General features: G+C 35.2%; 23 protein-coding genes. 3 read left to right on the forward strand and 20 right to left on the reverse strand.

Annotation, left to right across the window (positions count from 1 at the left end; all coding sequences use genetic code 11):
* Positions 1 to 84 precede the first annotated feature (84 nt).
* Together RZN25_05865 and RZN25_05870 are read left to right on the forward strand one after the other, a co-directional pair.
* A complete protein-coding gene (locus RZN25_05865; GenBank protein MEQ6376352.1) occupies positions 85 to 378 on the forward strand; it encodes a hypothetical protein in 294 nt (97 codons plus the stop codon).
* 245 nt (positions 379 to 623) lie between these two features.
* Complete coding sequence (locus RZN25_05870) at positions 624 to 1,238, forward strand: hypothetical protein (protein MEQ6376353.1); 615 nt, start codon at positions 624 to 626, stop codon at positions 1,236 to 1,238.
* 94 nt (positions 1,239 to 1,332) lie between these two features.
* Here the strand turns inward: RZN25_05870 and RZN25_05875 are convergent, their stop codons facing one another.
* The 10 genes from RZN25_05875 to RZN25_05920 all read right to left on the reverse strand — a co-directional run bounded on the left by RZN25_05875 (position 1,333) and on the right by RZN25_05920 (position 12,669).
* Positions 1,333 to 2,394: a hypothetical protein gene (locus RZN25_05875; protein ID MEQ6376354.1), complete on the reverse strand. Its 1,062-nt coding sequence runs from the start codon at positions 2,392 to 2,394 to the stop codon at positions 1,333 to 1,335.
* A gap of 99 nt (positions 2,395 to 2,493) precedes the next feature.
* Entirely contained in the window at positions 2,494 to 5,568 is a 3,075-nt protein-coding gene (locus tag RZN25_05880) for a type I restriction endonuclease subunit R (GenBank protein MEQ6376355.1), read from the reverse strand.
* Positions 5,543 to 6,790 (reverse strand): restriction endonuclease subunit S, encoded by a 1,248-nt coding sequence (locus RZN25_05885; GenBank protein MEQ6376356.1) that lies wholly within the window; start codon positions 6,788 to 6,790, stop codon positions 5,543 to 5,545. Before RZN25_05885 ends, RZN25_05880 begins: the two co-directional genes overlap by 26 nt.
* A complete protein-coding gene (locus RZN25_05890) occupies positions 6,777 to 8,330 on the reverse strand; it encodes a class I SAM-dependent DNA methyltransferase (GenBank protein MEQ6376357.1) in 1,554 nt (517 codons plus the stop codon). The genes RZN25_05885 and RZN25_05890 overlap by 14 nt, the downstream gene beginning before the upstream one ends.
* 197 nt (positions 8,331 to 8,527) lie before the next feature.
* The gene (locus RZN25_05895; GenBank protein ID MEQ6376358.1) at positions 8,528 to 8,905 is read right to left on the reverse strand and encodes a hypothetical protein; all 378 of its coding nucleotides are present in this window, start codon (positions 8,903 to 8,905) and stop codon (positions 8,528 to 8,530) included.
* Positions 8,906 to 9,009: 104 nt separating this feature from the next.
* Positions 9,010 to 9,375, reverse strand: coding sequence for a hypothetical protein (locus RZN25_05900; protein ID MEQ6376359.1), 366 nt, complete (start codon positions 9,373 to 9,375; stop codon positions 9,010 to 9,012).
* A 271-nt stretch (positions 9,376 to 9,646) separates the two neighbouring features.
* A complete protein-coding gene (locus RZN25_05905) occupies positions 9,647 to 10,123 on the reverse strand; it encodes a DUF5706 domain-containing protein (GenBank protein ID MEQ6376360.1) in 477 nt (158 codons plus the stop codon).
* Positions 10,124 to 10,127: 4 nt separating this feature from the next.
* Entirely contained in the window at positions 10,128 to 11,420 is a 1,293-nt protein-coding gene (locus tag RZN25_05910) for an adenylate/guanylate cyclase domain-containing protein (GenBank protein MEQ6376361.1), read from the reverse strand.
* 240 nt (positions 11,421 to 11,660) lie between these two features.
* Positions 11,661 to 12,140, reverse strand: coding sequence for a 23S rRNA (pseudouridine(1915)-N(3))-methyltransferase RlmH (rlmH, locus tag RZN25_05915; protein MEQ6376362.1), 480 nt, complete (start codon positions 12,138 to 12,140; stop codon positions 11,661 to 11,663).
* Between the two features lie 16 nt (positions 12,141 to 12,156).
* Complete coding sequence (locus RZN25_05920; GenBank protein MEQ6376363.1) at positions 12,157 to 12,669, reverse strand: acyl-CoA thioesterase; 513 nt, start codon at positions 12,667 to 12,669, stop codon at positions 12,157 to 12,159.
* Between the two features lie 175 nt (positions 12,670 to 12,844).
* On the opposite strand from RZN25_05920, the gene recQ reads away from it, so the two are divergent.
* Positions 12,845 to 14,641, forward strand: a complete 1,797-nt coding sequence (gene recQ / locus RZN25_05925) for a DNA helicase RecQ (GenBank protein ID MEQ6376364.1) — start codon at positions 12,845 to 12,847, stop codon at positions 14,639 to 14,641.
* Between the two features lie 42 nt (positions 14,642 to 14,683).
* Here the strand turns inward: recQ and RZN25_05930 are convergent, their stop codons facing one another.
* The 10 genes from RZN25_05930 to RZN25_05975 all read right to left on the reverse strand — a co-directional run bounded on the left by RZN25_05930 (position 14,684) and on the right by RZN25_05975 (position 25,488).
* The gene (locus RZN25_05930; protein MEQ6376365.1) at positions 14,684 to 14,980 is read right to left on the reverse strand and encodes a DUF1475 family protein; all 297 of its coding nucleotides are present in this window, start codon (positions 14,978 to 14,980) and stop codon (positions 14,684 to 14,686) included.
* A gap of 180 nt (positions 14,981 to 15,160) precedes the next feature.
* Positions 15,161 to 15,340, reverse strand: a complete 180-nt coding sequence (locus tag RZN25_05935) for a CxxH/CxxC protein (GenBank protein MEQ6376366.1) — start codon at positions 15,338 to 15,340, stop codon at positions 15,161 to 15,163.
* A 133-nt stretch (positions 15,341 to 15,473) separates the two neighbouring features.
* A complete protein-coding gene (locus RZN25_05940) occupies positions 15,474 to 16,685 on the reverse strand; it encodes a S1C family serine protease (GenBank protein MEQ6376367.1) in 1,212 nt (403 codons plus the stop codon).
* A 49-nt stretch (positions 16,686 to 16,734) separates the two neighbouring features.
* Complete coding sequence (locus RZN25_05945) at positions 16,735 to 17,532, reverse strand: MBL fold metallo-hydrolase (GenBank protein ID MEQ6376368.1); 798 nt, start codon at positions 17,530 to 17,532, stop codon at positions 16,735 to 16,737.
* A gap of 2 nt (positions 17,533 to 17,534) precedes the next feature.
* Positions 17,535 to 18,389 carry a two-component system regulatory protein YycI gene (gene yycI, locus RZN25_05950; GenBank protein MEQ6376369.1) on the reverse strand — a complete coding sequence of 285 codons (855 nt, stop codon included), beginning with the start codon at positions 18,387 to 18,389 and terminating at the stop codon, positions 17,535 to 17,537.
* Positions 18,370 to 19,710 carry a two-component system activity regulator YycH gene (gene yycH, locus RZN25_05955; GenBank protein ID MEQ6376370.1) on the reverse strand — a complete coding sequence of 447 codons (1,341 nt, stop codon included), beginning with the start codon at positions 19,708 to 19,710 and terminating at the stop codon, positions 18,370 to 18,372. Before yycH ends, yycI begins: the two co-directional genes overlap by 20 nt.
* Complete coding sequence (gene walK / locus RZN25_05960; protein MEQ6376371.1) at positions 19,707 to 21,530, reverse strand: cell wall metabolism sensor histidine kinase WalK; 1,824 nt, start codon at positions 21,528 to 21,530, stop codon at positions 19,707 to 19,709. Before walK ends, yycH begins: the two co-directional genes overlap by 4 nt.
* 5 nt (positions 21,531 to 21,535) lie before the next feature.
* Positions 21,536 to 22,240: a response regulator YycF gene (gene yycF / locus RZN25_05965; protein MEQ6376372.1), complete on the reverse strand. Its 705-nt coding sequence runs from the start codon at positions 22,238 to 22,240 to the stop codon at positions 21,536 to 21,538.
* Between the two features lie 142 nt (positions 22,241 to 22,382).
* Positions 22,383 to 23,840, reverse strand: coding sequence for a M23 family metallopeptidase (locus RZN25_05970; protein MEQ6376373.1), 1,458 nt, complete (start codon positions 23,838 to 23,840; stop codon positions 22,383 to 22,385).
* Positions 23,841 to 24,198: 358 nt separating this feature from the next.
* Complete coding sequence (locus RZN25_05975; GenBank protein ID MEQ6376374.1) at positions 24,199 to 25,488, reverse strand: adenylosuccinate synthase; 1,290 nt, start codon at positions 25,486 to 25,488, stop codon at positions 24,199 to 24,201.
* Positions 25,489 to 25,526: the final 38 nt, after the last annotated feature.

Raw genomic sequence — 25,526 nt, forward strand, 5'->3', positions numbered from 1 at the left:
TAGCAAAAAGTGTTCATTTTCACTTGACGGTTACACCAACTTGCGAAAGCCGCAAAATACACCATAAAAACAGCAACTACCCATGTGAAATCTTTAGAGCAACTAAAAATAATTGAGGTTACTCGCTCCCCTTTATATGTTGATGAGGACGGACCACGTAATTCACCAAATAAGTATAAATTGAACTTTGACGTTGAATTAATTAATGACGAACGCAACAAAGTAACAAAAATAACTGTAAATAACCCCTCAGACTACGAAAAAGTTTTGACAAGAGCAACTATCGATTTATTTCCTAATAGAGAATGGGCTGATATGGATAAGATTTTAGATAGCCTTCTTATTGAGGGAAGTAGTGGTGAAGCAATTTCATTGTGAGAAATCATTAAGACTACTTTTAATTATAAGGTAATTCAGAACTTAATTACAAATATGTTATGATTAGAATAGAGTTTGTGAAGAAATTTTCTTAAACTAACGAGGCAGGATAATGAGAATCTATTTTTTTATTTAATCCTTTTATAAAGGAATGATAGATTTTGGGTTATATAATTCACGAAGTATTTCATTTTTTGGTCGGAGCCAGTTTGGTATATATTTTTTACATTAAAGATGTTGAGACAATGAGAAGACGTGGTTTGATTTTATTTTTTGGCGGAATTTCTGCTATTTCGCCTGATGTAACAAAGTTTTTTGGTGATATTTTAGGTCATTCTATTTGGCTTGCTCCAGTGTTTGGCCTCTTGTTTTCAATAGGTTTTCGTTACTTTCAAAAAGACATTTCGTTTTTTAAATCTTGGGGAATATTCTCTTTGACTGTACTGGTCGGACATATTTTTATTGATTATATAGGAAATGGTGTAGCATTTCTTTATCCAATAATTCATAAAGAGTATTCTTTGAGTGTTATTACACGAACCGATGAATTTATATTATATACACTTTTAATTGTGGTACTGATAGGATTGTTTTATCGGAAAGGGAAAATAATTATTCTAACAGGGATTATAATTATTAGTTTATATCTTGGTGGTTTAACTGTTTCAAAATTTAACCTTGAACAAGCATTAAAGAAACAGTATGAAGATGATGATATTAACTTGTTATTATCTTATCGAAGTCATAATTTTTTAGAGTGGAATTTTATGGTGAGAACAGATAAGATTTGGGTGAGTGGTTATTCACCTATTTTAAACCAAGAAATCCGTATTGGATCAGAGAGAGAAGTGGACAAATAAGTGTTAACCATATTGAATAAACGGGTGCTTTAATTATAAAAATAGGGAGAATCAAAAAACGCTTGATAAGTTTCCAAGCGTTTTTGTATGTCTATCATGTTTGTAACCCTGCTGAAATATCAAGTTTATCCTTTTCCATTTCTTCAACTTTATTTTCATTTTCCTCTTCACCTTTAGTGTTATCCTGTATATTATTTACTTCAATTTTCTTATCACCTTTGTTAATGATAATAGTTCCAGCATCACTATTGTCTATGTTAATTGTATTGTTATCTCCATTAACATTTATTATCTGCACTTTATCCTCTTGTGTATTTGGTTCATCAACAGGAGCAAGAGGTGATAGAATTGTCATTAATACCGATATTTTGGTTAGGATATCCCATATATGATTTGTATCAATCACATGGAAGATTGTAACGACTTGCATACAATACGAGATGATACCTTGAATTACTTCTTTTATTTCCTTCTCATTTATATTCTCTTCCTCAGATACTGATGAACTACTATCTATTTCGTCATATACCTCTTGTAATTCTTCTACTACTTCTGAAAATGTATTTGGGTTAATACCTATATCTGAAATCTTATTAATAAGTTCACTCCATCGTTCTTGGTGCTTTTGTAGTGCATCAAAAGTAGAATTATTCATTACTTGGGTTATACCACTTTGATAGTTATCAAAATTTAGATTACCCATCACACTAGTAATACCCTGATACCTTTCTAATCCACTAAATGTTGTTCTATCTAATAGCGTACTCCAAGTATCTTGATGTTTTTGCAGTGCCTCAAATGCTGGATTATTAAAGATTCCCTTTATTGTGCTTTGATATTCAACTAAACTATCAAATGCTGGACTATGCATTACGCTTGCGATACTCTGGTACTTTTCCAGCCCTAATGTGGCAGAGTTCCCTAGTCTGTTCCAAGTATCTTGTTGTCTTTGCAATTCCCTGAAAGGTGAATTATCCAAAGTGGAGGCGATCCCCTGATAACTATTAAGTCCCATAGTTACTGAATTTCCTAATAACCTGTTCATATTATCCTGCTGCCTCTGCATTGCTTCAATTGCTGGACTTCTTAGAACTCTATTTATTTGGTCTTGCTGTTTTTGAAATAATTTTAAAGCAGAAAGATACTCCTTATCCATTTAGTCCTCTCCTCCAAAATATACTAATAAATAGTTGCTCTTCTATGAAAAAATCAGAGCAAGCGTTAAGTACCACCTCCCCTGATTTTAAACAACTATTTATGCATCTATTGGCCAATCTTTAAACTGCTCCTTTGCTTCTTCTACAAAGGCATTAGTTAAAAACTTTAATTGCTCAGGCTTTATTTTATTTTTCATTAATGTAGCCTTTACTGCGAGATTAACTTTTGATAAGATATCTTGGCGGTGTGGGTTGGTCCAATCAACTTGAAATTCTTTTTTCATATTTTTCACAACTTGATGGACTAAACCTGCCATAAACTGATTGTCGAATGTAGCGTTTTCCATATTTGCGATAATTTCATAAAACGTTACTTCCTCTTCAGTAAGCCCTAAATCCATTCGTCGCTTTGTCTCTTCGTCTAGGTTATTTCTCATCTCAACCATAAAGCGAATAACATCTGCTGCTGATATAACCCTATTATGATAATCTTCAATCGTTTTCTTTAACATTTCACTCATTTGTTTACTTTTAGGGTTTTTCTTTTTAAACTTAACCTTAATTTCGTCTTCTAAAAGTTGTCTCAACAACTTCAAACGCAAATCAACGTGAGGTTTTTCGACTAAGCCTGCCAAAAAAGCATCATCGAGTACGGATAAGTTGGGCTTTTCAATCCCAGCAATTTCAAATAAATCCAAAGCATCGTAGGAACTAACACTTTCATTTACAATTTGTGCTAGTTTCTGTTCAAAACTACGATCTTTCTCACCTTCCCCACCTGTTGGTTGAGAAATTTTGCGTAACTGTGTCTTAACAATATCGTATAATAAAACTTCGCCTGAAACTGAAGTAACGGATGAAAGATGAGAAACAAGTTTATGGGACTTAGTAAGTTTAGCCTGCGCCTCTAAAAAGGATTTCTCTTTTTCCCCTAAAAAATGGTTAACAACCTCTGCTATAAAGTCTTCTCGCTCAACCTTCGGTAATGCCCTCCATTCATTTAGTGACAGGTTAGTTGGATAAAGTTCTACAGGAACCATTACTCTTACATCTTGTAAAAACCCCCAAAACAAACCTTCTGCTTGCTCAATATCAAACGTTAAATCTCCCTTACCACCACTATCTGTATATTTTTTAGTCGCTTCTTTTAATTGAGTTGCGATTCCAATAAAATCTACAATCGTTCCACCTTGCTTACCGGGGAATACACGGTTTACGCGTGCAATTGCCTGCATAAGATTATGCCCCTTCATTGGCTTATCAATATATAAATAAGTTAAAGGTTTAGCATCAAATCCTGTCAGCCACATATCACGAACAATGACAAGTTTGAGTGGGTCTCTAGGATCTCGCAATTTTGCTTTTACAGCCTCTTGCTCCTCTTTTGATTTAATATGAGAATAATCACTACCTTCTTGCTTTTGACGCCATTCTTCAGGGTCCTTTGAGACATCACCAGTCATAATAATTTCAACAGGTGGACAATTTGGAAGTTTACTCATCTCGTTATAGAGAGCAACACAGTTTTCACGACTCATACATACAATCATGCCTTTTGCTTCAGGTGTTACTGTTTGTTTTTCACCAAAGTGATTAATAATTGTTTTGGCTAGTTCCTCAACACGTTCCCTAGTTCCAGCCAACTTTGCGAGAGCCGCCCATGCTCTGCTGTGTTTCTCAAGTTCGTCATTACCTTCACCGGTTCCTAACTCGTCAATTTCGCTATCTATATCGTCGTTAGTTATCCCTAATCTAATTAGACGTGATTCATAATAAATCGGAACAGTTGCATTGTCCTCAACTGCCTGAAGCATATCATAGGTATGAATCGTATGACCGAATACTTCATTTGTACTTCTTCCTGCAAAATCAACAGGAGTGCCTGTAAAACCAATATGGCTGGCATTTGGTAGTGCCGTTTTTATATGGCCTGCATAGCCAGCATCATTATATTGTGTTCTATGCGCTTCATCTGCTATCACAATAATATTCTCCCGTTCAGAAAGAACTGGATGAACACCTTCGGACTCTTTCAAACGGAATTTTTCAATAGTGGTAAATATTATTTGACCAGATTCATTTTTTAAAAGTTCTCTTAAATCACTAGAAGAGTCAGCCTGTTTCACATGACCTACAAGGGATTTTCCCTCAACAAAAGTGTCATGTAATTGATTGTCTAAATCGGCTCGGTCTACTTGTATCACGATAGTTGGATTTTTCAGTTCACTAAGGCGAATCAAGATACCCGCAAAGAATAACATTGATATTGATTTACCTGATCCCTGCGTGTGCCAAATTACGCCAATTTTCCTATCGCCATTTGGTCTTGTTGCTCGAATAGATTCTTGGACAGCAAAGTTCACACCAAAAAACTGATGATACTTTGCTACAATTTTTGTTTTTGTTTTACCATTGTCCATAAAGACAATAAAACTACGAATATAGTCTAGTAGACGGTCTTTTGGAAATAAACCTTCTATAAGCGTTTTCATTGTATTAGCGATATTGTTGTCTATCCTAACGCCGTCAATAGATTTCCAAGCAGCAAAAAACTCGATTGGTGCAAAAGGCATTCCATGTAATGTTCTTGTACCGTCTGAAACAACAGAAATCGCATTATAATTAAATAGTTGGGTTATATCGTAGGTGTAATTTCTCACTTGAGTGTAGGCGTCCTGAACTGTGGTATTTTCAATATAAGGGCTTTTTAATTCAAAAAGTATCAGCGGTAATCCATTAATATAAACAAGAATATCTGGGCGTCGAGACATTCTCCCTTCAATAGCCAATTGATTCATTACCACAAAATCATTTTCTAAAGGCTTTTCCCAATTGATAGGGGAGATATGATAGAACTGTTCTTCATCATTCTCTTGCTCAATTTTAAAATCTATCCCTTTTGTTAACACTTCATGAAATCGTTCATTCCGTTGTTCAACTGTAACTCCGTCAACATTAGTAATCTGAGATATCAATGCAGGTATATGTTCTTTTGGAAAGGTAGGATAAGTATCATAAAGATACTTTTCCAACCTTTTCACCATAACAACATCTGCTAATGACGGACGTGAACCCCACTCATAAGCAGGAATATATTTATATCCTAAATTTTTAAGCCTCTCAATAGTTGTTTCCTCGAAATCAGACTCATATAGACGGCTCCGGTTGCTCATTTGATATAACCTCCCTTACCTTTTCAATCTCCTCAAGCATATTAATCTCACCCGATAATAATCGTGGGATTAGATATTCTCGCGTACTATTTAAAACTTTATTTTGGTTAATATTATTGAGAATTTGGTCAAAGAAAGATCCGACCCGTTTTTCAAATAGGGAACACAAAGATTCATTAAAAGGAAAATCTATGGATTCTAAAGTAGATTTAGTAATAGTACTAAAAACAGACCCATGTGAATTACTTATTAGTTTCTCAATGGAATGTTTAATTGATAAATAGGTGAAAATGTGAAATTCTTTTTCTGCTTTAATTGCATAACACGATTGGTTCATTGCCATTTCGTTACCTAGTATGCTTATGTTACCAATAGTTCCTCTAGCAGATATAACCGTTGAGAATTTAGGTATTAATTTTGTAGAACTATTATTTAACCCTAACTCTGTAATTTTTTTCTCAGTATCTATTATGATCGACGAATTCAAATCTTTAACTGATATCCATGGGATATCTCCACTCCAATATTCATCTATATTAGTTTTTGGTGTTCCACCACCAATGATTTTTGAGAATTCACTAATTTTTACATCGTTAATAGTAAATTGTTCCTGATCAATTCCCTTATCAATAAACCAGTTCTTATAAAGTTCCAGAGCCATTTTTTCTAAAGTAATATTCATTTCTCTATTGATTTCTATCTTCTTATCAATCCCATCAAGTATTGATATTATTTTGTTTTGTATAGTTCTAGGAGGTAAAAGAATGTTCATCTTTTTTATTGACTCTATTGTTAATGCTTGCTGTGTTGATCCAATAATTATTGAATTTATTTCTTTCTTCCCCAGATCGGACTGTAACCAATAGTATATATATTTACTCCTAACACTATTTTTAAAATTCTTGAACCAAGTTAAATTACCATCTTTAAAATAGAATTCATCATTTTCTTTTACTAAATAAGGGACTCCTATTGTTCCTACCGAAGTTAAAAGTATATCTCCTTGAGAAGGGACACCAAATTTTTCTTTGATCTCCTTAAACCTTTTCTCACTTATAAATAAAGTGTCTGACAGTGGCTCTCCTTTAAACTGATTAATTATCTCCTTTGAACGGTAAAAAGGAATTCCTGTAGGTACATATTCCTTCATGTAAATCCTTTTACTAGACCCAACATCGCATATCTTACCTATTTTTACTTGTTGCCACTCATCGAGTCTCATATAAACCCTCCAAGTCTTTTAGTATTTTTTCTTGAAGGTTATTACTTTTGATAAACTGTTCACGAAGGGTATTCTGTAAATCCTCCATTCTTTCTTCAAATGGCATATTATCGTTCTCTATTTGAGCAGTTCCCACGTAGTTTCCCGGAGTTAATTTATAATCTTTTTCTTTTACTTGTTCTATTGTTGCAATTTTCGCAAAACCTTCTTCTTCTAGAATTTGTCCATTACTATTTCGATACTCATGATATGTCTTTGATATTTTTTCTATTTCTTCTCTCGATAACGCCTTTTGTCTTCTGCTAACCATGGAGCCCATTTTACGGGCATCAATAAATAGAATTTCATTTCGACGTTCTCGAAAGCCTTTTGAACCATCTCTATTTTTACTTAGGAAAAATAAACAACAAGGTATTCCCGTAGTAAAAAATAACTTATCAGGTAATTGGACAATACAATCTATATAACCTTCGTCAATCAACTTTTGACGAACTTCCTTTTCACCAGTTGTATTAGTAGTCATTGCCCCATTAGCCATTACATAGCCTGCTGTACCACCCTCTTTTAAATGATAGAGGAAGTGCTGCATCCACATATAGTTAGCATTAGCATTCGTGATAGGACCAATTAATCGAGGGTCGTCCTTTGATATTCTTTCTGCTCCCCATGTATCGACGTTAAAGGGTGGATTAGCAATTACATAATCAGCCTTTAAGTCTGGATACTGATCATTTAATAAAGAATCACCGAGACGAATCTCTGCATTCAGACCATGTAGTAACACGTTCATTTTCCCTAAACGTAAAGTTGTTTCCACATTTTCTTGACCATAAAATGACAGCGCATTCCCTCTGTCTGAATATGATTCAGATTGAATAAACATCCCTCCAGAACCACATGCAGGATCAAATACTGTCCCCTCAATTGGCTCCATCATTGCAACTAGAAGTTTTACAATAGACGAAGGTGTGAAGAATTCTCCACCTCTGTTTCCCTCACTTGATGCAAAGTTTCCAATGAAATACTCATATGTACGGCCTAATACATCGATACTATCTTCATGACGTGCACTAAATACATCTCTTGAGAACACTTCAATGAGCCCTGCTACATTTTCTACCGGTAAGTTAGAACCTTGAAAAATTCGTGGCAAAATCCCTTCTAATTCAGGATTTTCTTGTTCAATTATTTTCATAGCATTATCTAAAATGCCTTTAATATTACTATCATTCGCCTTTTCAACAAGATAAGACCATCTTGCTTCCTGAGGAATCATAAATACATTTTCTGATTTATATTGGTCAGGGTCGTTAAGTATACTCTCTCTAACTTCTGGATCTTCTGAGTACCATATATTATCTGGCTCATTAACCATTTCTTCAACTTGTGCTCTACGCTTATCAAAACGTAATGAAACATATCTTAAAAATATTAGTGGTAATACGTAATGTTTATAATCTGATGGAGTAATGCTTCCTCTCATCCTAGTTGCCGCATCAAATAAGTCTTTCTGAAAATCTATATCTGCTTTTACAGCCATAATATATTATTCCTCCTGAACAATAATTTCCAACTTTATTCCTATCTTATCATAAACTTTGTCGCATAATATAATAGTTTCAGTAATTGAGCGTAGCCTGCTAGTCACCTATGTTATCTATACTTTATATGGATTTTTCTCACATGAAATCATTATGACCTGTCTTTAGTTCACCATTTTTGTCTTCAATTAAACCTCTATAAAGTTAATACTTCTTTTTTATAATCAATTATTTCATTTATGTAATTAAGTTCCTCTAAATTACAGTAATACTTATGTCCATCTTCAACAGAGATTTGCACAGGATAATGTTCACTTGTCTCATCTACTTTCACATCAATAAAACCATAAACTCCTGAATGAACAATGTCACAAATGACCTCTACATAAAAGTTTCTAAGTACCATTATCAAATCCCTCTTACTAAGAATGAATTCTTCTATATCACGACCATCATAAAGTTCTAATAAAACCGTATTGCCAGTTGCATAGGTTATTGTTACCCTAGATGCACCATTATAAAAATCATTTATTTCTACTAATTCTTCTACCTTTAATTTAAGCAGTTTTTCCACCTCCCTTTACCAATTACTTCAAGATTAAAGTAGAGATTACTGCATTTCAGAACAATATTTTTATAACTTATTCGGAAATTCATGTAATTAAAAAGACAAGAATTTCACTCCTTGTCTTTGTACAAATAATTAGGATTCAATTTTCCAACCAGTTTTAAACACGCGAAAATAGCATCATCAACTAGAATATACTCGCTCAAAATAGCATCTATATTTTGCTTAAGATCTTCAAAGGTTGCAAAAACATTGTCCCTAACTTTTGTACTGAAAACATCGGTTAAAGAATTTTGTTTATTAGTCATTTCTAACCTTTTGTCGAATACAAATAAAAAATACTGATACTGAGCGAACCCCTCGTATTGCTTCCAGTTGACTCTTTTAAAGCGTGTAATCATAAAAAGAAAACTTTCGTGATGGAACTCAACAATTCCATTTTCATTTGTTTCTCTTAAGTGATATGTTCGTTTCAAGTGTATCTCCTCCATTATCTTTTGAAAATTTATACATGACGACACTTCAAGATAATGGAGTAAATCCCTTGATTTTTAGGAGGAATTACTGGCAAAATATTGGTTAATGCTTTTATATAACCTATATGTCTATTGTTGATTAGAAGGTCTATTTAACCCTAATTTTAGGGTAATAAATATAGGTGATAACATAACAAAAATATGGCCGAATGACAAAGGGATGGACTTTTATTATTATATTTTTTGGTATCCATTAAAAAAGGCATTGGCTTTAACCACCAAATACCCAAAATAGTCCTGCTATTATTAAACCAACATATCCAAAACCGGAAAACCAAAATCCTCTTCTAAGAACTTTATATTTCATCGTAGCAGTTTTAGATAAAAAGTAGTTCTGTTCAATCACTTTTTCTAACAAGTCTTCTTCTTTAATTTGTTTTACTTCTGTCAGGTATTCCTCTTTATCCATAGAACTAACATTCTCCCAAAATATTAGTCCTTTTGAATTCTTTGCTGAAGTTCTTGGATACACTACCAATACTGCAAAAAATATAGCAATCAGTAGTAATATACATGATATCAAAGTAAAGAAATATTTTGTTGCAACCAAGTTATTGGTTAGATAGTCAAAAAGGATTCTAATAATCAGTCCATTAATTGTTATAATTGCAAGTGCCTTTGCATCTGCAAATTTAATATAATCATTTAGGTATGAGTTATGATGCTTAGCAAAATCTCCTTTATCCATTCTTTCACCCACTTTCCGGTACACCGAGTCTTCTAAAGTCCCTTATTTCATCATTTATGAATATACCAAACTTATCTTTGGCAATTAAGTTACCATTGTTATTATATATATAACACTCCATAAAATGAAGGCCAGTATATGCTGTTGACTGTTCACAAACATATTCACCTTCAGATTGTTCCATAAAATATTCAAGACCACTTTCGGACTGTCCTGCCTCAGTTCCATAGTTGACTACTTTCCATTTTATATTTCCAATTGGCATTGAAGCATAATTAAGTAATTCAAATCTAATATGCATTCCTTTTTCCAAAGAACAACTACTTTGGCAATACCTCTTGTAAGACTCATCCTCTCCCTTTCTTAAACTACAGATTAACTCAAAATCAGTTGGAGAACTATAGATTCGCCCCTCACTGTTTGATTTTGGTAGTGACGAAAATGAGTCAAGATACTTCTCCCAATTAAAAACCCTCATTTGATAATACGAATATGAATTCGTATCTTTTAACACGTATTTATCTTCTACTGTTTCACCATTCTCAGTACGAGTTTTCACATCAAAGAGGTTATCTGATAAATCAAGATAATTATAAACATTTTCACCGATCATAATCCTATTTCTTGGCGATTGACTTTGTAATTTTGCTGCTAAATCTGTATGAATACTTGTTGATGTTACTTCTGTAACATTACCTATTCCATATTCTGACCACAAAACCTCGCTGTCATCACCAATATCAATTCCAATTCTAATCCTTAGAGGCGGTAGATTATTTTCCTCAAAGAATTTGCTCAATGTATGCTTATTATAGGATTGCATCAATGATGCTGCATTTAAAGCATTTATAATTGCATCACTTTTTTTCATTTCCTTATGTCCAAAATAAGCGAAAACAGCATCTCCTTGCAAACGATGTATATGACCATCAAATGCTTGAAATAATTCAATGGCTGTAGATAGTATGGCATTCTTATATAACCTTACCTTAGATAGTGGAAATTTCAATCCTAGTTTTGTTGAACCAGAGATATCCAAAAATAAGGAGGAAATATATTGATGATGTGGTAGTATCGATGTATCTGTAAAATCTGGATGGGTACCAATAGAACGAGAAAAAATACTATTTTCCTTTCCAAATAGACTTCTCAATTCCTCGATAGGTGGTCGTACCTGCTCAATATCATGGCTCTTTGCTAATTTTTCAAACACAGAAAACTGTTGCGATTCATAAATTACTTCTGTTGGAATCTTAGAAGCAAATAATCTATCAAAGATATCATTTAATTGACTCATAAATAAATCCCCCTTTTAATATCTACAATATTATAATTATACCATTTATTTCTAATGTTATATAAAGTACTCGAAACGGTAATCATTGAAGATATATCATTCTTAGAAGGGGTTAAAGGATATTTTAGGGTGATTTTTTTGTTGTGTTTTCTCATTAAAAAAGACAGGAGAACCTGTCTTTTTTCTAGATCTTTTCTAGCCACTCTTTATTAATAATAATTTCCACTCTCTGCTTTACCACTATTTATGATAAGGTTCCCCCTTATTAATCCTAAATGCCCGATACACTTGCTCCAGTAAAATAAGTCTCATCAACTGATGGGGAAATGTCATCTTAGAAAAAGACAAGCCAAAGTCTGACCGCTTCAACACCTCATCACTCAGGCCCAAAGATCCACCAATCACAAAAGCTATTTTACTCTTGCCGTACGTCCCAAGCTCGTCTATTTTTTTCGCGAGCTTCTCAGACGTAAGTTGCTGCCCGTTTATTTCCAAGGCAATAATGTAAGTATCCGCCCCAAGTTTAGAGAGAATCCGCTCCCCCTCCTTACGCTTTACATCCTCCATATCCGCTTCACTCAAATTTTCAGGAGCTTTCTCATCTGCAACCTCAATCAAATCAATCGTAGCATAAGGACCCAACCGCTTCACATATTCCTGGATCCCCTGCTTTAAATACTTTTCCTTTAACTTCCCTACTGATACAATAAAAATTTTCATTGAACGGATCTCCTTATTAGTCCCAAGGTAACCCTGTACCAAATTTTTTAGCAAGCTCCCTTGATGTGGTCCTTCTTTCCTTTCGACGTTCCGCCCGTTGAGGCGCTGACTCATGAAGCCATTTTTCTTCATTCGTTTCTGGGTAAACCGGTGGTACATCAATTGGCCTACCGTTTTCATCGACCGCCACAAAAGTTAAAAAGGCCAACGTACAAATTTTTCGTTCTCCCGTCAGCATATTCTCACTAATTGCTTTTACAAACACTTCCATAGAGGTGTTATGTGACCAGGTTACAAACGCCTCCACACAAATTGTGTTGCCCTCAAATACTGGATGAAGAAAATCTACCGAATCCGTTGAAGCAGTGACAACTGGCTTCCGAGCATGGCGAGCAGCTGCAATCCCCCCAATATCATCTATATAGGCCATTAACTTTCCTCCAAACAATGTTCCATGACTGTTCGTATCCGGAGGTAAAACAAACGAATTTTTTATCGACAATGAATCCTTACATCGCTTCGCTTCCACAAAACCCCTTCTTTCATCACAATTTTTTCCACAATCACCTACCGCATATTTTACCACGACCATGGAAATATATGTTCTCCTACCCTTTAACCCACGGAAATTTTTAATCCCTACACACCCTCAATTCATGATAGGATAGGATACATAGATATTTTGAAAAAGGACTGACTCAAAGGTGAACAACAAAGCCCAACAACTACTCAAACAATATTACGGATATGACACCTTTCGCCCAGGACAAGAGACGATGATTCATCACGTCACCAGCAGTCATCACGCACTTGGTGTTATGCCAACCGGTGGGGGGAAGTCTCTTTGCTATCAAATTCCCGGCCTTCTCCTTGAAGGAACGGCCATCATTATTTCCCCCCTCATCTCACTCATGAAGGACCAAGTCGACGCCCTTAATAACTATGGAATCGCCGCAACCTACATCAATAGCTCCATTACCTACGAAGAACAACGAGATCGTTTGGAAAAAATGTACGAAGGTAGGTATCAATTTGTTTATGTAGCGCCCGAGCGGTTTGAGTCACCGGATTTCTTGCGGTTAGCTCGTTCCATCCAGTTGTCGTTGATTGCTTTTGATGAAGCTCATTGTATATCCCAATGGGGGCACGATTTTCGCCCAAGCTACCGCTCTGTTGTAGCAACATTAGATCAGATACCAAATTTACCTCCCTTGTTAGCTTTAACTGCAACAGCAACTAAAGCAGTTATCCAGGACATACAACGTCTTTTAAATATTTCGGACAAGCATGTGGTAAACACAGGATTTGCACGGAATAACTTGCATTTTCAAGTAGTTAAAGGAATGAATAAGCACGATTTCTTACTTTCCTATATCCGTAACCGATCCCATGAATCTGGTATTATCTATGCAGCTACAAGAAAAGATGTGGATTCCATCCATGCCTTTTTATCCAAACAGAAGGTAAAAGTAGCCCGTTACCATGCCGGTATGTCTGAGCAGGAACGAAAGGATGCTCAACAATCTTTTATCCAAGATGAACTCCCTGTAATGGTAGCAACCAACGCTTTTGGAATGGGCATTGATAAATCTAACGTAAGATATGTGATTCACTATGCTATTCCAATGAATCTTGAATCCTATTATCAAGAGGCTGGTCGTGCAGGACGTGACGGACTCGAGAGTGATTGTGTGTTACTTTTTGCGGGACAAGACGTTCATTTGCAAAAATTTTTAATTGAACAATCCTTAATGAATGAGGAAAAAAAGCAGCAGGAATACGATAAACTTCAAAAAATGGTGAATTATGTACACACCAACCGCTGCTTGCAGCGATATATGTTGGATTACTTTTCTGACCCACATGACATCAACGATTGTGGGAAGTGCTCAAATTGTAAAGATGAGTCTGAAAAAGAGGATGTTACACGAGAAGCCCAAATGATACTATCCTGTGTGAAGCGTATGGATGAACGCTTTGGTTCCGGGATGGTTGCGAAAGTATTAAAAGGTTCTAAAGTAAAAAAAGTATTAGATTTCAAGTTAGATAAGCTTAGCACTTATGGACTCATGAGTAAGCACACCGAAAAAGATATATTAGATTTAATCCATTATTTAACTGCAGATGGATTCCTACAGCAGGAAGATGCCAAATTTCCAGTGTTAAAATTAACTCCTTCATCGATTGGAGTTCTAAAGGGGCAGGAGAAAGTTTTCGTGAAGCGATTAAAACTTTCTCGTCCAATGGAAACGAATGTGGACAAGGATCTATTTGAAGAGCTTCGACAGGTACGTAAGATTTTTGCTGAGGAAAAAGGGTTACCACCATATATCATATTCCCTGATTCTACTCTAAAGGATATGTGCCTGCGTCTGCCAAAATCTTCAGAGGAAATGCTTGCTGTTAATGGTGTTGGTGACCGTAAACTTCGTGAGTATGGACATGAATTTTTAAGAGTGATTATAGCACATGTGGAGAAAAAGAAAAGTATTGAAGTATAAAACTTGTAGCATAAGGCCAAGCCTTATGCTATTTTATTACTTCTAAAAATCTTTACCCGTTCTAGCACCTTGAAAGAACTGTCGCCAACTTCCATTTGACTTTCGTATTGCTAAAAATACATATAAACTTGTTGTCCAATTTCCCATTAAAAGAATTAAAATAATCCACAGAATCTTTTGTATGGTACTTCTTTCACGATAAATTATCCACATACAAAATAAAAATAAACCAATATATAAATCAACCGCGTTCATTTTTCCCCAGGTTAAATCTAAAATTGCTAATTCTTGAGATATGATTTTTCCCGTACTTGCACCCACAATAAAAGAAATGGACATGATAATCCACAATCCAAAGCTTATTCATTTAACTGCAATCATGTGGTTTATCCTCTCCTTTTCTTGATGATTTACGTTTAAACATGTGGATAGGGATAAAAATCGCCATATTTTTCGAAAACGATAACAAAATCCACAAGTTATCCACAAATTTATGCACATATTCACATTTAGTTTCCCTTATTTTGTGGAAGAATAAGTGTTCGCCACAATATATGTTGGCTTATTCCCACAATATTCACAGGTTGTGGATAAAGAAGATGAGTTATCCACTTTTTCTAGGGTTGGAAAAGTTTCATATTCATCCACAATTTTATCTAATGCTAATTCAACATGATCATTGCAAACATAGAGATTCATTATTTTTACTCCCTCCTACAACTACATACCCTTTTTAATTTAGTCCTTAACTCTTATATATTTTTCTTAAAAATTAAAACCATACTTAATAATCAAAAGTACCTATCTTAATTGATAGGTACTCATCAAAAAGCTAATAAGATTGAGAGGCTAACTCTAGAGTAGTTTCTTGCCGTTCTCCATCTCGGTAGAAGATTACTTTCATTTCATCTCCTATTTGTTTTTCATTATATAAATACTTTCTTAGATCCAAAATATCTTGTATTGGTTGATCATCTAGTTGGACAATCACATCATATCGATCCAGTCCTGCTCGATCGGCTGGTGATCCAAGCTCGGTACTTCTTATATATACCCCTCCGGTTACATCGGCAGGTAGTCTAAAAGTATTCGTCCATTCACGGCTAGGTACGTCCCCTAAGGAGTACGCTTCTATTCCAATGAGAGGGCGTTGCACAACTCCATTTTTCTCTAATTGATCAATGATTGGAAGTGCACTATCAATCGGAATGGCAAGACCAATTCCTTCAACAGCATTTTGTGCAATTTTCATGGAATTAATCCCTATTAATTGTCCACGAATGTTAATCAGAGCACCACCGCTGTTCCCAGGATTGATCGCAGCATCCGTTTGTAGGGCCTCTGATTGCCAATCCGTACTCCCATCTCCATCAAAATCCTGAGGAATAGCTCGTTCTTTTCCACTAATTATTCCTTGGGTTACAGATCCAGAAAAGTCTAATCCTAATGGATTTCCGATAGCAATCGCAGGTTCTCCAACCTTTACATTAGAAGAATTTCCAATCTCAATGACTTGATTAATTGGATCTCCATCTATTTCGACTACTGCTAGATCTGTAAAATAATCACTTCCCCTTAAAGTTCCATCCAATCTTGTTCCATCAGCTAGAACAACTTCAAGTTCAGTTGCTCCTTGGATAACATGGTGATTAGTAACTATAAAGGCACGTCCGTTTTCTTTTTTATACACAACACCAGAACCAGATCCTGCGTGACTACTTTCATTCGTAAAAAAAGAACCTTGTTGATAGTTCTCTATTCCTACCACAGCTTCCGATACATTTTCTACGATTTCCGTAATTTGTGTTGAGACATCCACTTCTATATTTTGGTGAATAGTATCCCCATTTTCATCACTACTTACTTGATTATCGTTGGGATTTTTTAATTCATAAGGTAAAAGATTGGATTCAATTAATGCAGGTAAGGCTAAGATAATCAAAACAGCGCCAAGCACCACTCCTACAACTGTTGGTACTACCCAATGGGGACGTTTCGGTTTAGGTTTATACCTATTAGGAGTATGATCATCGTAATATCCCATTTTTCTACTTTCTCCTTTCTATTTCGTATTTTGGCCTTGCCCATTTATATTACTTTACATAATATAATGCAGTTGGAGTGGAAGGGTCCGTATCATGGAGGTCAATGGTCGTACCTAATTGATGACCCCTCTCCGCAAGAATTGATCCTACCGACATTCTTGCTAAATCTTTCATGTTATTATCTTTACTTAAATGAGCCAAATAAATACGTTTTGTCTCGTTTCCAATTAAATCGCACAAAGCTAGTCCACAATCTTCATTCGATACGTGACCCTCATCCCCTAAAATTCTTCGTTTTACATTCCATGGGTATCTACCCATTCTCAGCATACCAACATCATGGTTAGATTCAAAAATATAGGCATCCGCATTTTCTACAGTCTTTTTCACACGGTCAGAGACATAACCAGTATCTGTGACTAAGGCGACTTTTTTTGTATCTTTATGGAAAACGTAGAACATTGGCTCCGCTGCATCATGGGATACACCAAACGATTCAATTTCCATACTACCAAAAGTCTTGGTTTCCCCCATATGGAAATAAAATTTTTGATCTAATGGAACTTCCCCAATCAATCCTTCCATTGCTTTCCACGTTTTTTCGTTTGCGTAAATGGGCAGTTTATATTTTCTTGCTAGAATTCCTAGACCCTTAATATGATCACTATGCTCATGTGTTACCAAAATTCCATCTAATGTTTTTGGATCTATATCAATCTCAGCCATAAGTCGGTCCATTTGTTTTCCACTCAATCCAGCATCTACAAGTAACCTCTGATCTTCACTTTCTATATAAAAAGCATTTCCTGTACTACCACTTGCCAGAACACTAAATCCTAGTGTCATTTTTACTCTCCCCCAGTAGTTGCCTCAATTTCTTTTATAATGTTCGTCATTGAATTATCTACAAAAGTTCCTTCATCTGTAGAAATATATATTCCCTCTACCGCATTAACAAAAAACCTTTTTTCCTGGTTCACTGTTATGATCCAAGTTGGTGCAAAAACTTGAACCCCATTAGATAGAGGAACGAATGTATAATAACCAAGTTGAACGCTTGTTATCTCATCCCCAGAACTTAATTGACTTCGATCATATAATGTTTCTATTGCATTAATCGGCTTTACTAATTCCTGTTCCTCACTTTGTTCTTTAAATTCATGCATTAACGTTTGAGAATATTGTACAATTTCCCCATTATCATTAACTAATAATAACAGTAATCCGCTTTGATTATAGTTAATCGTCCTACCTTTATATTGTTGAAAAAAAAGAATCGCTTTTTTCTCTTGATTATAGTCCCAGTATTCATATTCGTTGCCATAAAGAACATTATCTCGAACAATTTGAATCAAATCTTCTGGCGTGAAATTTTCTATAAGTTTGATAGGCTTACGGAATGTAGAAAGGACCAAATCTTCATTTACAATACTAATTTCCTGATTGGACAGTTCTGCTTTCATACGTTCACGGTCTTCTGCTGTGTACTTATATCTTTTTGAAGAAATGTAAGCTTCTTTTTCATACTCTGCCGGAATGTTAGATACCATAATTTCATCTGCTGCCAGTTGATCCTGAAAAGTTGTCTCTGCAATAATTTCTAATTCTGTTTGATTTCTTTTTTCCATAAATTGCAGAAGTAAAAATATATCTAAGATTAGGAAGCAAATAATAAATAGTGTTTTAATTTGTCCCCACTGCATTACCGCTTCCTCCTTGCATTTGGATACTGTCGCTAACAAAGGTCAATCTTTGCCATGTCCCATCGTAATTAATAAACCACGATGGTTCTAGAGAAACAATATAAGAAAAGTCAGCTCTCTGCTGCATAAAATAACCTATGGCGATATCATAGATCAATTCAGTTGAATAACGTTCCTGGTTCTGCTCCAGATATTCGATCACACTTTGACCTGATCGTAAGGTTGTTGTTTCACTACTTTCGAAAGTAGTTGCCAATTCAATCATCGGTCGTCTATATTGATAGATTTCTCTGTCTCTCCATGTTTGTTCAATAACGGCTAAATTGTCGTAGTCAAAAACAGGGTATTCTTTTACAAATAAACGATAATTGATTGTATTTGTTGATTCATCTATTGAAAATAGTTTATATTCGTCGGTCCATCCCGCATGATCATTCATAAAATCGATACTTTGAGTAATTAAATCTTCTTTGTTTAATTCTCTGAAATCTGATGTAGGGGGATTAATAAACTCAATATATCGATCATTTTGGGAAACTTCCATACCTCTTGTGCCATCTGTATAATACATTTCTCCATCTGATGATAGACTTTGACGAACTAGTTTGGGATCACTAAACAATACATTTACTAAAGGTTGCACATCCAGCCTATTTGTTGAGTATGTATATTTAGTTAAATCCACTTCTCCATTTGGAAGGTAGATAGGAAAACCTTTCCTGGTTTCGAACAACATGAAATCCATATTGTTCATGGACGCAGAGATGAAGTCATTGATGACATCCATGACATTTGCATTTAAAATTTGGGCTCTTAAACGATTATTACCTGTTTCAGGAACAAAAGAAATATAAATATTCTTTTGATAATCCCCAATGGAAAAAACAATACGGGAAAAAGATCCATTCTTTGGAATATCTCTTCTGTTTTCGACTACAAAAAGGGATTCTATCATGCTATAAGGAATTTCTTCTGGTAAAACAAGCTCCAATCGATCAGCTTGTAACACAATCTCTCTATCGGAAAGAACTGTCCAATTTGTCAATGTCCACTCACTCATCTTTTTATAAAATCCTAATTGATCGGAAGCAGATAAGAGAGAAGAGTGTTGATTATTTTGATGTAAAACAACCTTTAGTGGGCTCAAAACATTTTTAAACGCTAATTCTTTCCCGTCAAGCTTCGTTTCATGAACATATTGGGTACCATCATCAAGCCAATCATATTCAGGTTGGTAATTCCATAACACTAAAGTAAGCAGCAAACTCATAAATATTAAAAAGGTCAATAACACTGTCTTAATATTCTCCCATGTTCTCATTGCTGCTTTCCTCGCTTCCATTTGCTTACTGGAAGGGTAAAAATAATAGTAGTCCCTTGTCCCTCTTTACTAGTTGCCCAAATATGGCCATGGTGGGCATCAATCATTTCTTTTGCAATAGCAAGTCCTAAACCTGTACCTCCCAAATTCCTTGATCTCGCTTTGTCTACTCGATAAAAGCGTTCAAAGATTTTGGACACTTTCCCTTTAGGGATTCCTACTCCTTCATCAGTGACACTTATGGTAATTTCTTCCATATCGTTATGAGTTTTAATAACAATTGTTCCACCTTCAGGAGAATATTTGATAGCATTGGATAAAATATTATCAAATACTTGAGTAATTTTATCCGGGTCCATTTCTACATAAATGGGCTCATCCTCAATTTCCCTTTTAAAAACAATATGCTCATGCTTTTGAATTTCAAATCGATCAATGATGGAATGAATAAAAGGAACCATATTAACCCTTTGCTTTGTAAAACGATGCTCTTTATTATCCATTTTTGATAACTGTAGAAGGTCATTGACCAAGCGAATCATCCGTTCCGTTTCATTTTGAGTTACTTTAAGAAAACGCGGCGCAATCTCTTGATCCTGCCATGCACCATCCGTTAATGCCTCCAAATAACTCTTCATAGTTGTTAGTGGAGTTCTTAACTCATGACTTACGTTGGCGACGAATTCTCTTCTCTCCTGTTCTACCTTTTCCTGTTCAGTAACATCACTTAGAACAGTGATAAAGCCATCAACAGTTTCATTTTCATCCAAAACAATAGAAAAGCTTGACCGCAAAATTAAATCTTGATTTTCGTCACTAAAATCAATAAGAATAACTCCCTCCTTATGAAGTTGACCAATATCCTTAATTCGTTCTGTAAGATCTAAAACATCAATTATATTTTTGCCCTTTACTTCTTCAAAATCATATCCTATTAATCGTGAGGCGGGCTCATTCATTAAAATAACATTTCCTTTTCGGTCAGTAGCAATAACCCCATCCGTCATGTTAGATAAAACTGAACTAAGTTTCTGTCGTTCTCCTTCTGTGGTTGCTTGCGCTCGCCTTAATTGATCATTAAGATCATTTACAGAAACAGCTAGCTGACCAATTTCATCATTTCCATAAACTTTAACCTTTTTCGTGAAATCACCCTTTGCCATTAATTGTGATTGTTTTCGCATTTCTGCTATAGGCTTGGTGATTGTACGTGCTACCAATACACCTACCAATGCGGAAATGGTTATCGCTAAAATTGTTCCATTTGCAAAAATTTGATTAATTTGATCCAGTTGATCATAAATACCCTCAAGAGTTGCCTCTAAATAAATGGCACCTATGATTTCTTGATTACGATAAATAGGGATACTCATGACTAAGGTTCGATCCCCACGCTCTCTTTCGAGCATGATTCTCACATCTTCACTTCCTAGAAGCAAAGTGCGTTTGATTCGATATTCCGTTATACGTTTCCCAATCAAATTTTGGTCTAATTGATTCGTCGTCCCAATAATACGACTTTTATTATCAATAACTTGAAGTTCTGCTATATCATTGGAATCAAAATCAAACAGGATGTTTTGTACATCCTGTTGTAAAGTGGGTCCTTCCTCTGTCCGTTCGGCTGTCATGGCTTGTTCGAGATTATAACTAAGCAATTCCAACCTTTCGTTTATAGAGTTTTGGAAATTTATCATTAGGTTTTCCTCAAGCTGCTGGGCAAAGTAAACTCCAATTACTTGTATAGCCAACAAGAGTAGTAATATATAGATAATGATAAATTTTAGTCTTATTGACTGAAAAAAACCTACTTTATTCATGTTCTCTACTCCTGATCCGGATTTCTTAGGTAATATCCAACTCCTCTTCTGGTGACGATCCAGAGAGGGTTACTTGGATTCTCCTCAATCTTTTCTCTAAGTCTTCGTACAGTGACATCAACAGTCCTTACATCACCAAAATAATCATAACCCCAAACTGTCTGAAGTAAATGTTCCCTGGTCATAACCTGTCCAATATGCTTTGCTAAATAATGCAACAACTCAAATTCACGATGAGTGAGGTCTATTTCGGTACCACCTCTCGTTACTGAATAGGCATCAGGATATATCACAAGCTTTCCAATTCTAATTTCATTTTGATTTACCCTATTGGTTTGTGGTGCTACCTGATGTCTTCTTAAATTAGCTTTAACACGTGCAATTAATTCTCGATTGCTAAAGGGCTTTGTTACATAATCATCCGCTCCGAGTTCTAGCCCTAGTACTTTATCAATTTCTGAATCTTTAGCTGTTAACATGATAATCGGCATTGTGTATCTCTTTCTAATTTCACGGCACACTTCCATACCGTCCCTTTTCGGTAACATGATATCCAACAAAATTAAATCTGGTTTTATTGAAAAAGCCATCTCTACAGCTTCATCTCCATCATAAGCACAGAGTACTTCGTATCCTTCTCGTTCTAGATTGAATTTTAAAATATCGGCAATGGGTTGTTCGTCATCCACAACAAGTATTATTTGACTCAAGACCTCTTCTCCCTTCCAAACTACATTATTTCCTATTTTATCGTATTCTTCCCTACTTGTCTTTCCTATTGAAAAGAACTATTATCTTTCAGCCAATAATGAGAAAAGCTCGCTAACGATTCATCGTCAACGAGCTTTGTTATTATCTACTTGTGTAGTTCAGTGGATTTACATTCGATCCGTTTTTAAGAACCTCGAAATGTAGGTGAACACCTGTTGATCTTCCTGTTGTTCCCATGACACCAATGGAAGCTCCTCTTGGTACAGTTTGTCCCACATTCACATTAATTCGACTTAAATGAGCATAGACAGTTCTAAAGCCATTGTTATGATTGATCACTACTTTATTTCCATAAGTTCCATCCCAACCTGCATATGACACTGTTCCATTGTCCGCTGCTCTAATTGTACGGTCACTTACGCCTGATATATCAATTCCTTTATGATAGGATCCCCATCTTGCTCCCATAGGACTTGTAATTCTTCCTCCTACTGTTGGCCAAGAGAAATTCCCTGTTCCTCGAGATGGAGAAACTTTGGTCCCTTTTAATACTATTTTTTCCGTAGGATTAGAAATAATTTTTTCTTCTATCATTTCTTTTTCTACTACCTGTCCGTTTTCTTTCTTTAAAGAATAAAAGACTTCTTTTTTACCGTTACCGCCTACTTGCTGTATTCTAGTTTGTCCTTTATATAGATCCGAAGTTTCTTTAACTATAGTTTCATATGGAATGTTTACGGTTTCTTTTATCTTTTCCTCCGTAACCACATTAACATATGAATCATATCCTGTTACATTTACCTTTGCTCCAATTTGTAAAATAGATTCTTCGGTAATTCCAGGATTTAAATCTTCTAAGGTTTTCACCGAAAGATCGTATTTCTCTGCAATTTGACCTAAGACTTCTCCAGACTGAATCGTATGCACCTTATCGGTTAAGGTTCCTTTCAAAAGAAGTTTAACTGCCTGTTCAACGGTTAATATATCACTAGGAACAACTTTCTCTTCTGACAGTGAAACTTTTTTTGAAAACGATACGTCTAATGTACTAGAATCAACAACGGAAAGAGTGTCAGAGGATAATTGAGAAATATTAAATTGACTTACAACGTTATCTGGAACATATTTCTCTAGTATTTTTTTTAATGCGCTTTCTACATCTTCCTTAGTTGCTAAATATCCAACTAGTTCTCCGCCTACCTCTAACTTTACAGCATTAGCTTGAACGGACATTTGACTTTCTAAAGCAGTCAAAACAGATCGGTTGTTGTATGTTGGACGAAATACAGTTTCAGGTATATATGAAATTTCTTGACCTACAACCAATTGCAGGTTATCAAAATCATCAGAGGATTCATCAATTTGATCCTCTACGTATTTTTTTACAACACTCTTTTGATCAACCGTTCCTACATATTTTCCATCTAAATACACATGATAAACTGTTGGTAGATTACTATCAATAGAATCAGCATAAACGACAGAGCCAATAGTTATACCCATGCCAACACAAGTTGTAATCACTACTTTTTTAAACATTGATTGTTTTTGTTGTACCTTATAATTCCCCAAAGGCTGAGTTCCAATATTCTTCCCCACGTTTTAGTTCCTCCTACCGCCAATCCATCATTTCCGTATTCTGCTGATGAAAATGATGCTTTTGTACTTTTTCTACTATCCTAATCTACCACAATATCATATAGAATGGGAATAGAAACCCCATTTATGTAACAAACTTGTATTATAATTACCAAATTTTATATTCTTATCTATGAATTTTGGTATAGAAAGTGTAATATTTCACTTTTTGGATAGTGAATATGTACCTATTTTTCAAATGTGTTACAAACATTTGTATATAGGAAACTAGATTATGTTCTAGAAAATCACTGAATTTTCCTATATATAGGTAAAAAGCGTGAGAATTTACCCACGCTTTCAAGATAAATAAATGATTTTAATCTGCATAGACATTTCGAAGGATATTTGTCTGAGATCTATCAGGACCCACTGAAAAAATAGAAAGTGGAATTTCTGTTAACTGGGACACCCTTTCAATGTAGTGACGAGCATTTTCCGGAAGGTCACTAAGAGATTTGGCACCTGTAATATCTTCCGTCCACCCTGGCATTTCTTCATAAATAGGCTTACACTCAGCTAATACCTTTAAACTTGCTGGAAATTCCTCTATTATTTCACCTCTATAACGATAGGAGACACAAATTTTGAGCTTTTCTATCCCTGTTAAAACATCAATAGAATTAAGAGAAAGATCGGTCAGACCACTCACTCTTTTTGCATGTCTAACGACCACGCTATCAAACCACCCTATACGTCGAGGGCGTCCAGTTGTTGTTCCATATTCACGGCCAACTTCTCTAATTTGATCTCCAATTTCATTGTTCAATTCGGTAGGGAATGGGCCATCTCCTACCCTAGTTGTATAGGCTTTAGACACCCCAACTGCGTGCTTAATTTTTGAAGGGCCAACACCAGAACCGATGGTTACTCCACCCGCAATCGGATTTGAAGAAGTAACATAAGGATAAGTACCTTGGTCAATATCAAGCATTACCCCCTGTGCTCCTTCAAATAATACTCTTCGTCCCTCGTCTAACGCTCTATTGAGAACAACTGAAGTATCGCATACATAATCCTTAAACTGCTGCCCATACTCATAATATTGCTCAAAAATATCATCTATACTTAATGGTTCTGAATCGTAAAGTTTTTCGAAAACACGATTTTTTTCTGCTAAATTATTTTGAAGTTTTTCTTTAAAGACATCTTTATCTAATAAATCAGCGATTCTTATTCCAATTCGCGCAGCTTTATCCATATAGGCTGGCCCAATTCCTTTTTTGGTTGTGCCTATTTTGTTAACTCCCTTTTGTTCTTCTTGTAATTCATCTAATTTTAAATGGTATGGCAAAATGACATGAGCTCTATTACTAATTCGCAAATGGTCGGTTGTAACGTCTTTTTCATGAAGGTAAGCTAATTCCTCAACTAATGCTTTCGGATCGACCACCATTCCATTTCCTAATACACAAAGCTTCTCGGGGTAAAAAACACCTGAAGGGATTAAATGGAGTTTGTATGTAATACCATTAAATTTGATGGTATGACCAGCATTATTTCCTCCTTGATAACGAGCAACTACTTCAGCATCCTTGGATAAAAAGTCGGTGATTTTCCCTTTTCCCTCATCACCCCATTGAGTTCCAACTACCACTACTGATGACATTCTAGGCACCTCCATGAAATTTTGTTTTCTAAGTCCAA

Source organism: Bacillaceae bacterium S4-13-56 (genome assembly GCA_040191315.1).
GTDB lineage: Bacteria > Bacillota > Bacilli > Bacillales > JAWJLM01 > JAWJLM01.

Coding starts and splice junctions, on each gene's coding strand:
- RZN25_05870 (MEQ6376353.1), top strand. CDS start 624: ATGAGAAGACGTGGTTTGATTTTATTTTTTGGCGGAATTTCTGCTATT.
- RZN25_05875 (MEQ6376354.1), bottom strand. CDS start 2,394: ATGGATAAGGAGTATCTTTCTGCTTTAAAATTATTTCAAAAACAGCAA.
- RZN25_05880 (MEQ6376355.1), bottom strand. CDS start 5,568: ATGAGCAACCGGAGCCGTCTATATGAGTCTGATTTCGAGGAAACAACT.
- RZN25_05885 (MEQ6376356.1), bottom strand. CDS start 6,790: ATGAGACTCGATGAGTGGCAACAAGTAAAAATAGGTAAGATATGCGAT.
- RZN25_05890 (MEQ6376357.1), bottom strand. CDS start 8,330: ATGGCTGTAAAAGCAGATATAGATTTTCAGAAAGACTTATTTGATGCG.
- RZN25_05905 (MEQ6376360.1), bottom strand. CDS start 10,123: ATGGATAAAGGAGATTTTGCTAAGCATCATAACTCATACCTAAATGAT.
- RZN25_05910 (MEQ6376361.1), bottom strand. CDS start 11,420: ATGAGTCAATTAAATGATATCTTTGATAGATTATTTGCTTCTAAGATT.
- rlmH (MEQ6376362.1), bottom strand. CDS start 12,140: ATGAAAATTTTTATTGTATCAGTAGGGAAGTTAAAGGAAAAGTATTTA.
- RZN25_05930 (MEQ6376365.1), bottom strand. CDS start 14,980: ATGTCCATTTCTTTTATTGTGGGTGCAAGTACGGGAAAAATCATATCT.
- RZN25_05935 (MEQ6376366.1), bottom strand. CDS start 15,340: ATGAATCTCTATGTTTGCAATGATCATGTTGAATTAGCATTAGATAAA.
- RZN25_05940 (MEQ6376367.1), bottom strand. CDS start 16,685: ATGGGATATTACGATGATCATACTCCTAATAGGTATAAACCTAAACCG.
- RZN25_05945 (MEQ6376368.1), bottom strand. CDS start 17,532: ATGACACTAGGATTTAGTGTTCTGGCAAGTGGTAGTACAGGAAATGCT.
- yycI (MEQ6376369.1), bottom strand. CDS start 18,389: ATGCAGTGGGGACAAATTAAAACACTATTTATTATTTGCTTCCTAATC.
- yycH (MEQ6376370.1), bottom strand. CDS start 19,710: ATGAGAACATGGGAGAATATTAAGACAGTGTTATTGACCTTTTTAATA.
- walK (MEQ6376371.1), bottom strand. CDS start 21,530: ATGAATAAAGTAGGTTTTTTTCAGTCAATAAGACTAAAATTTATCATT.
- RZN25_05975 (MEQ6376374.1), bottom strand. CDS start 25,488: ATGTCATCAGTAGTGGTAGTTGGAACTCAATGGGGTGATGAGGGAAAA.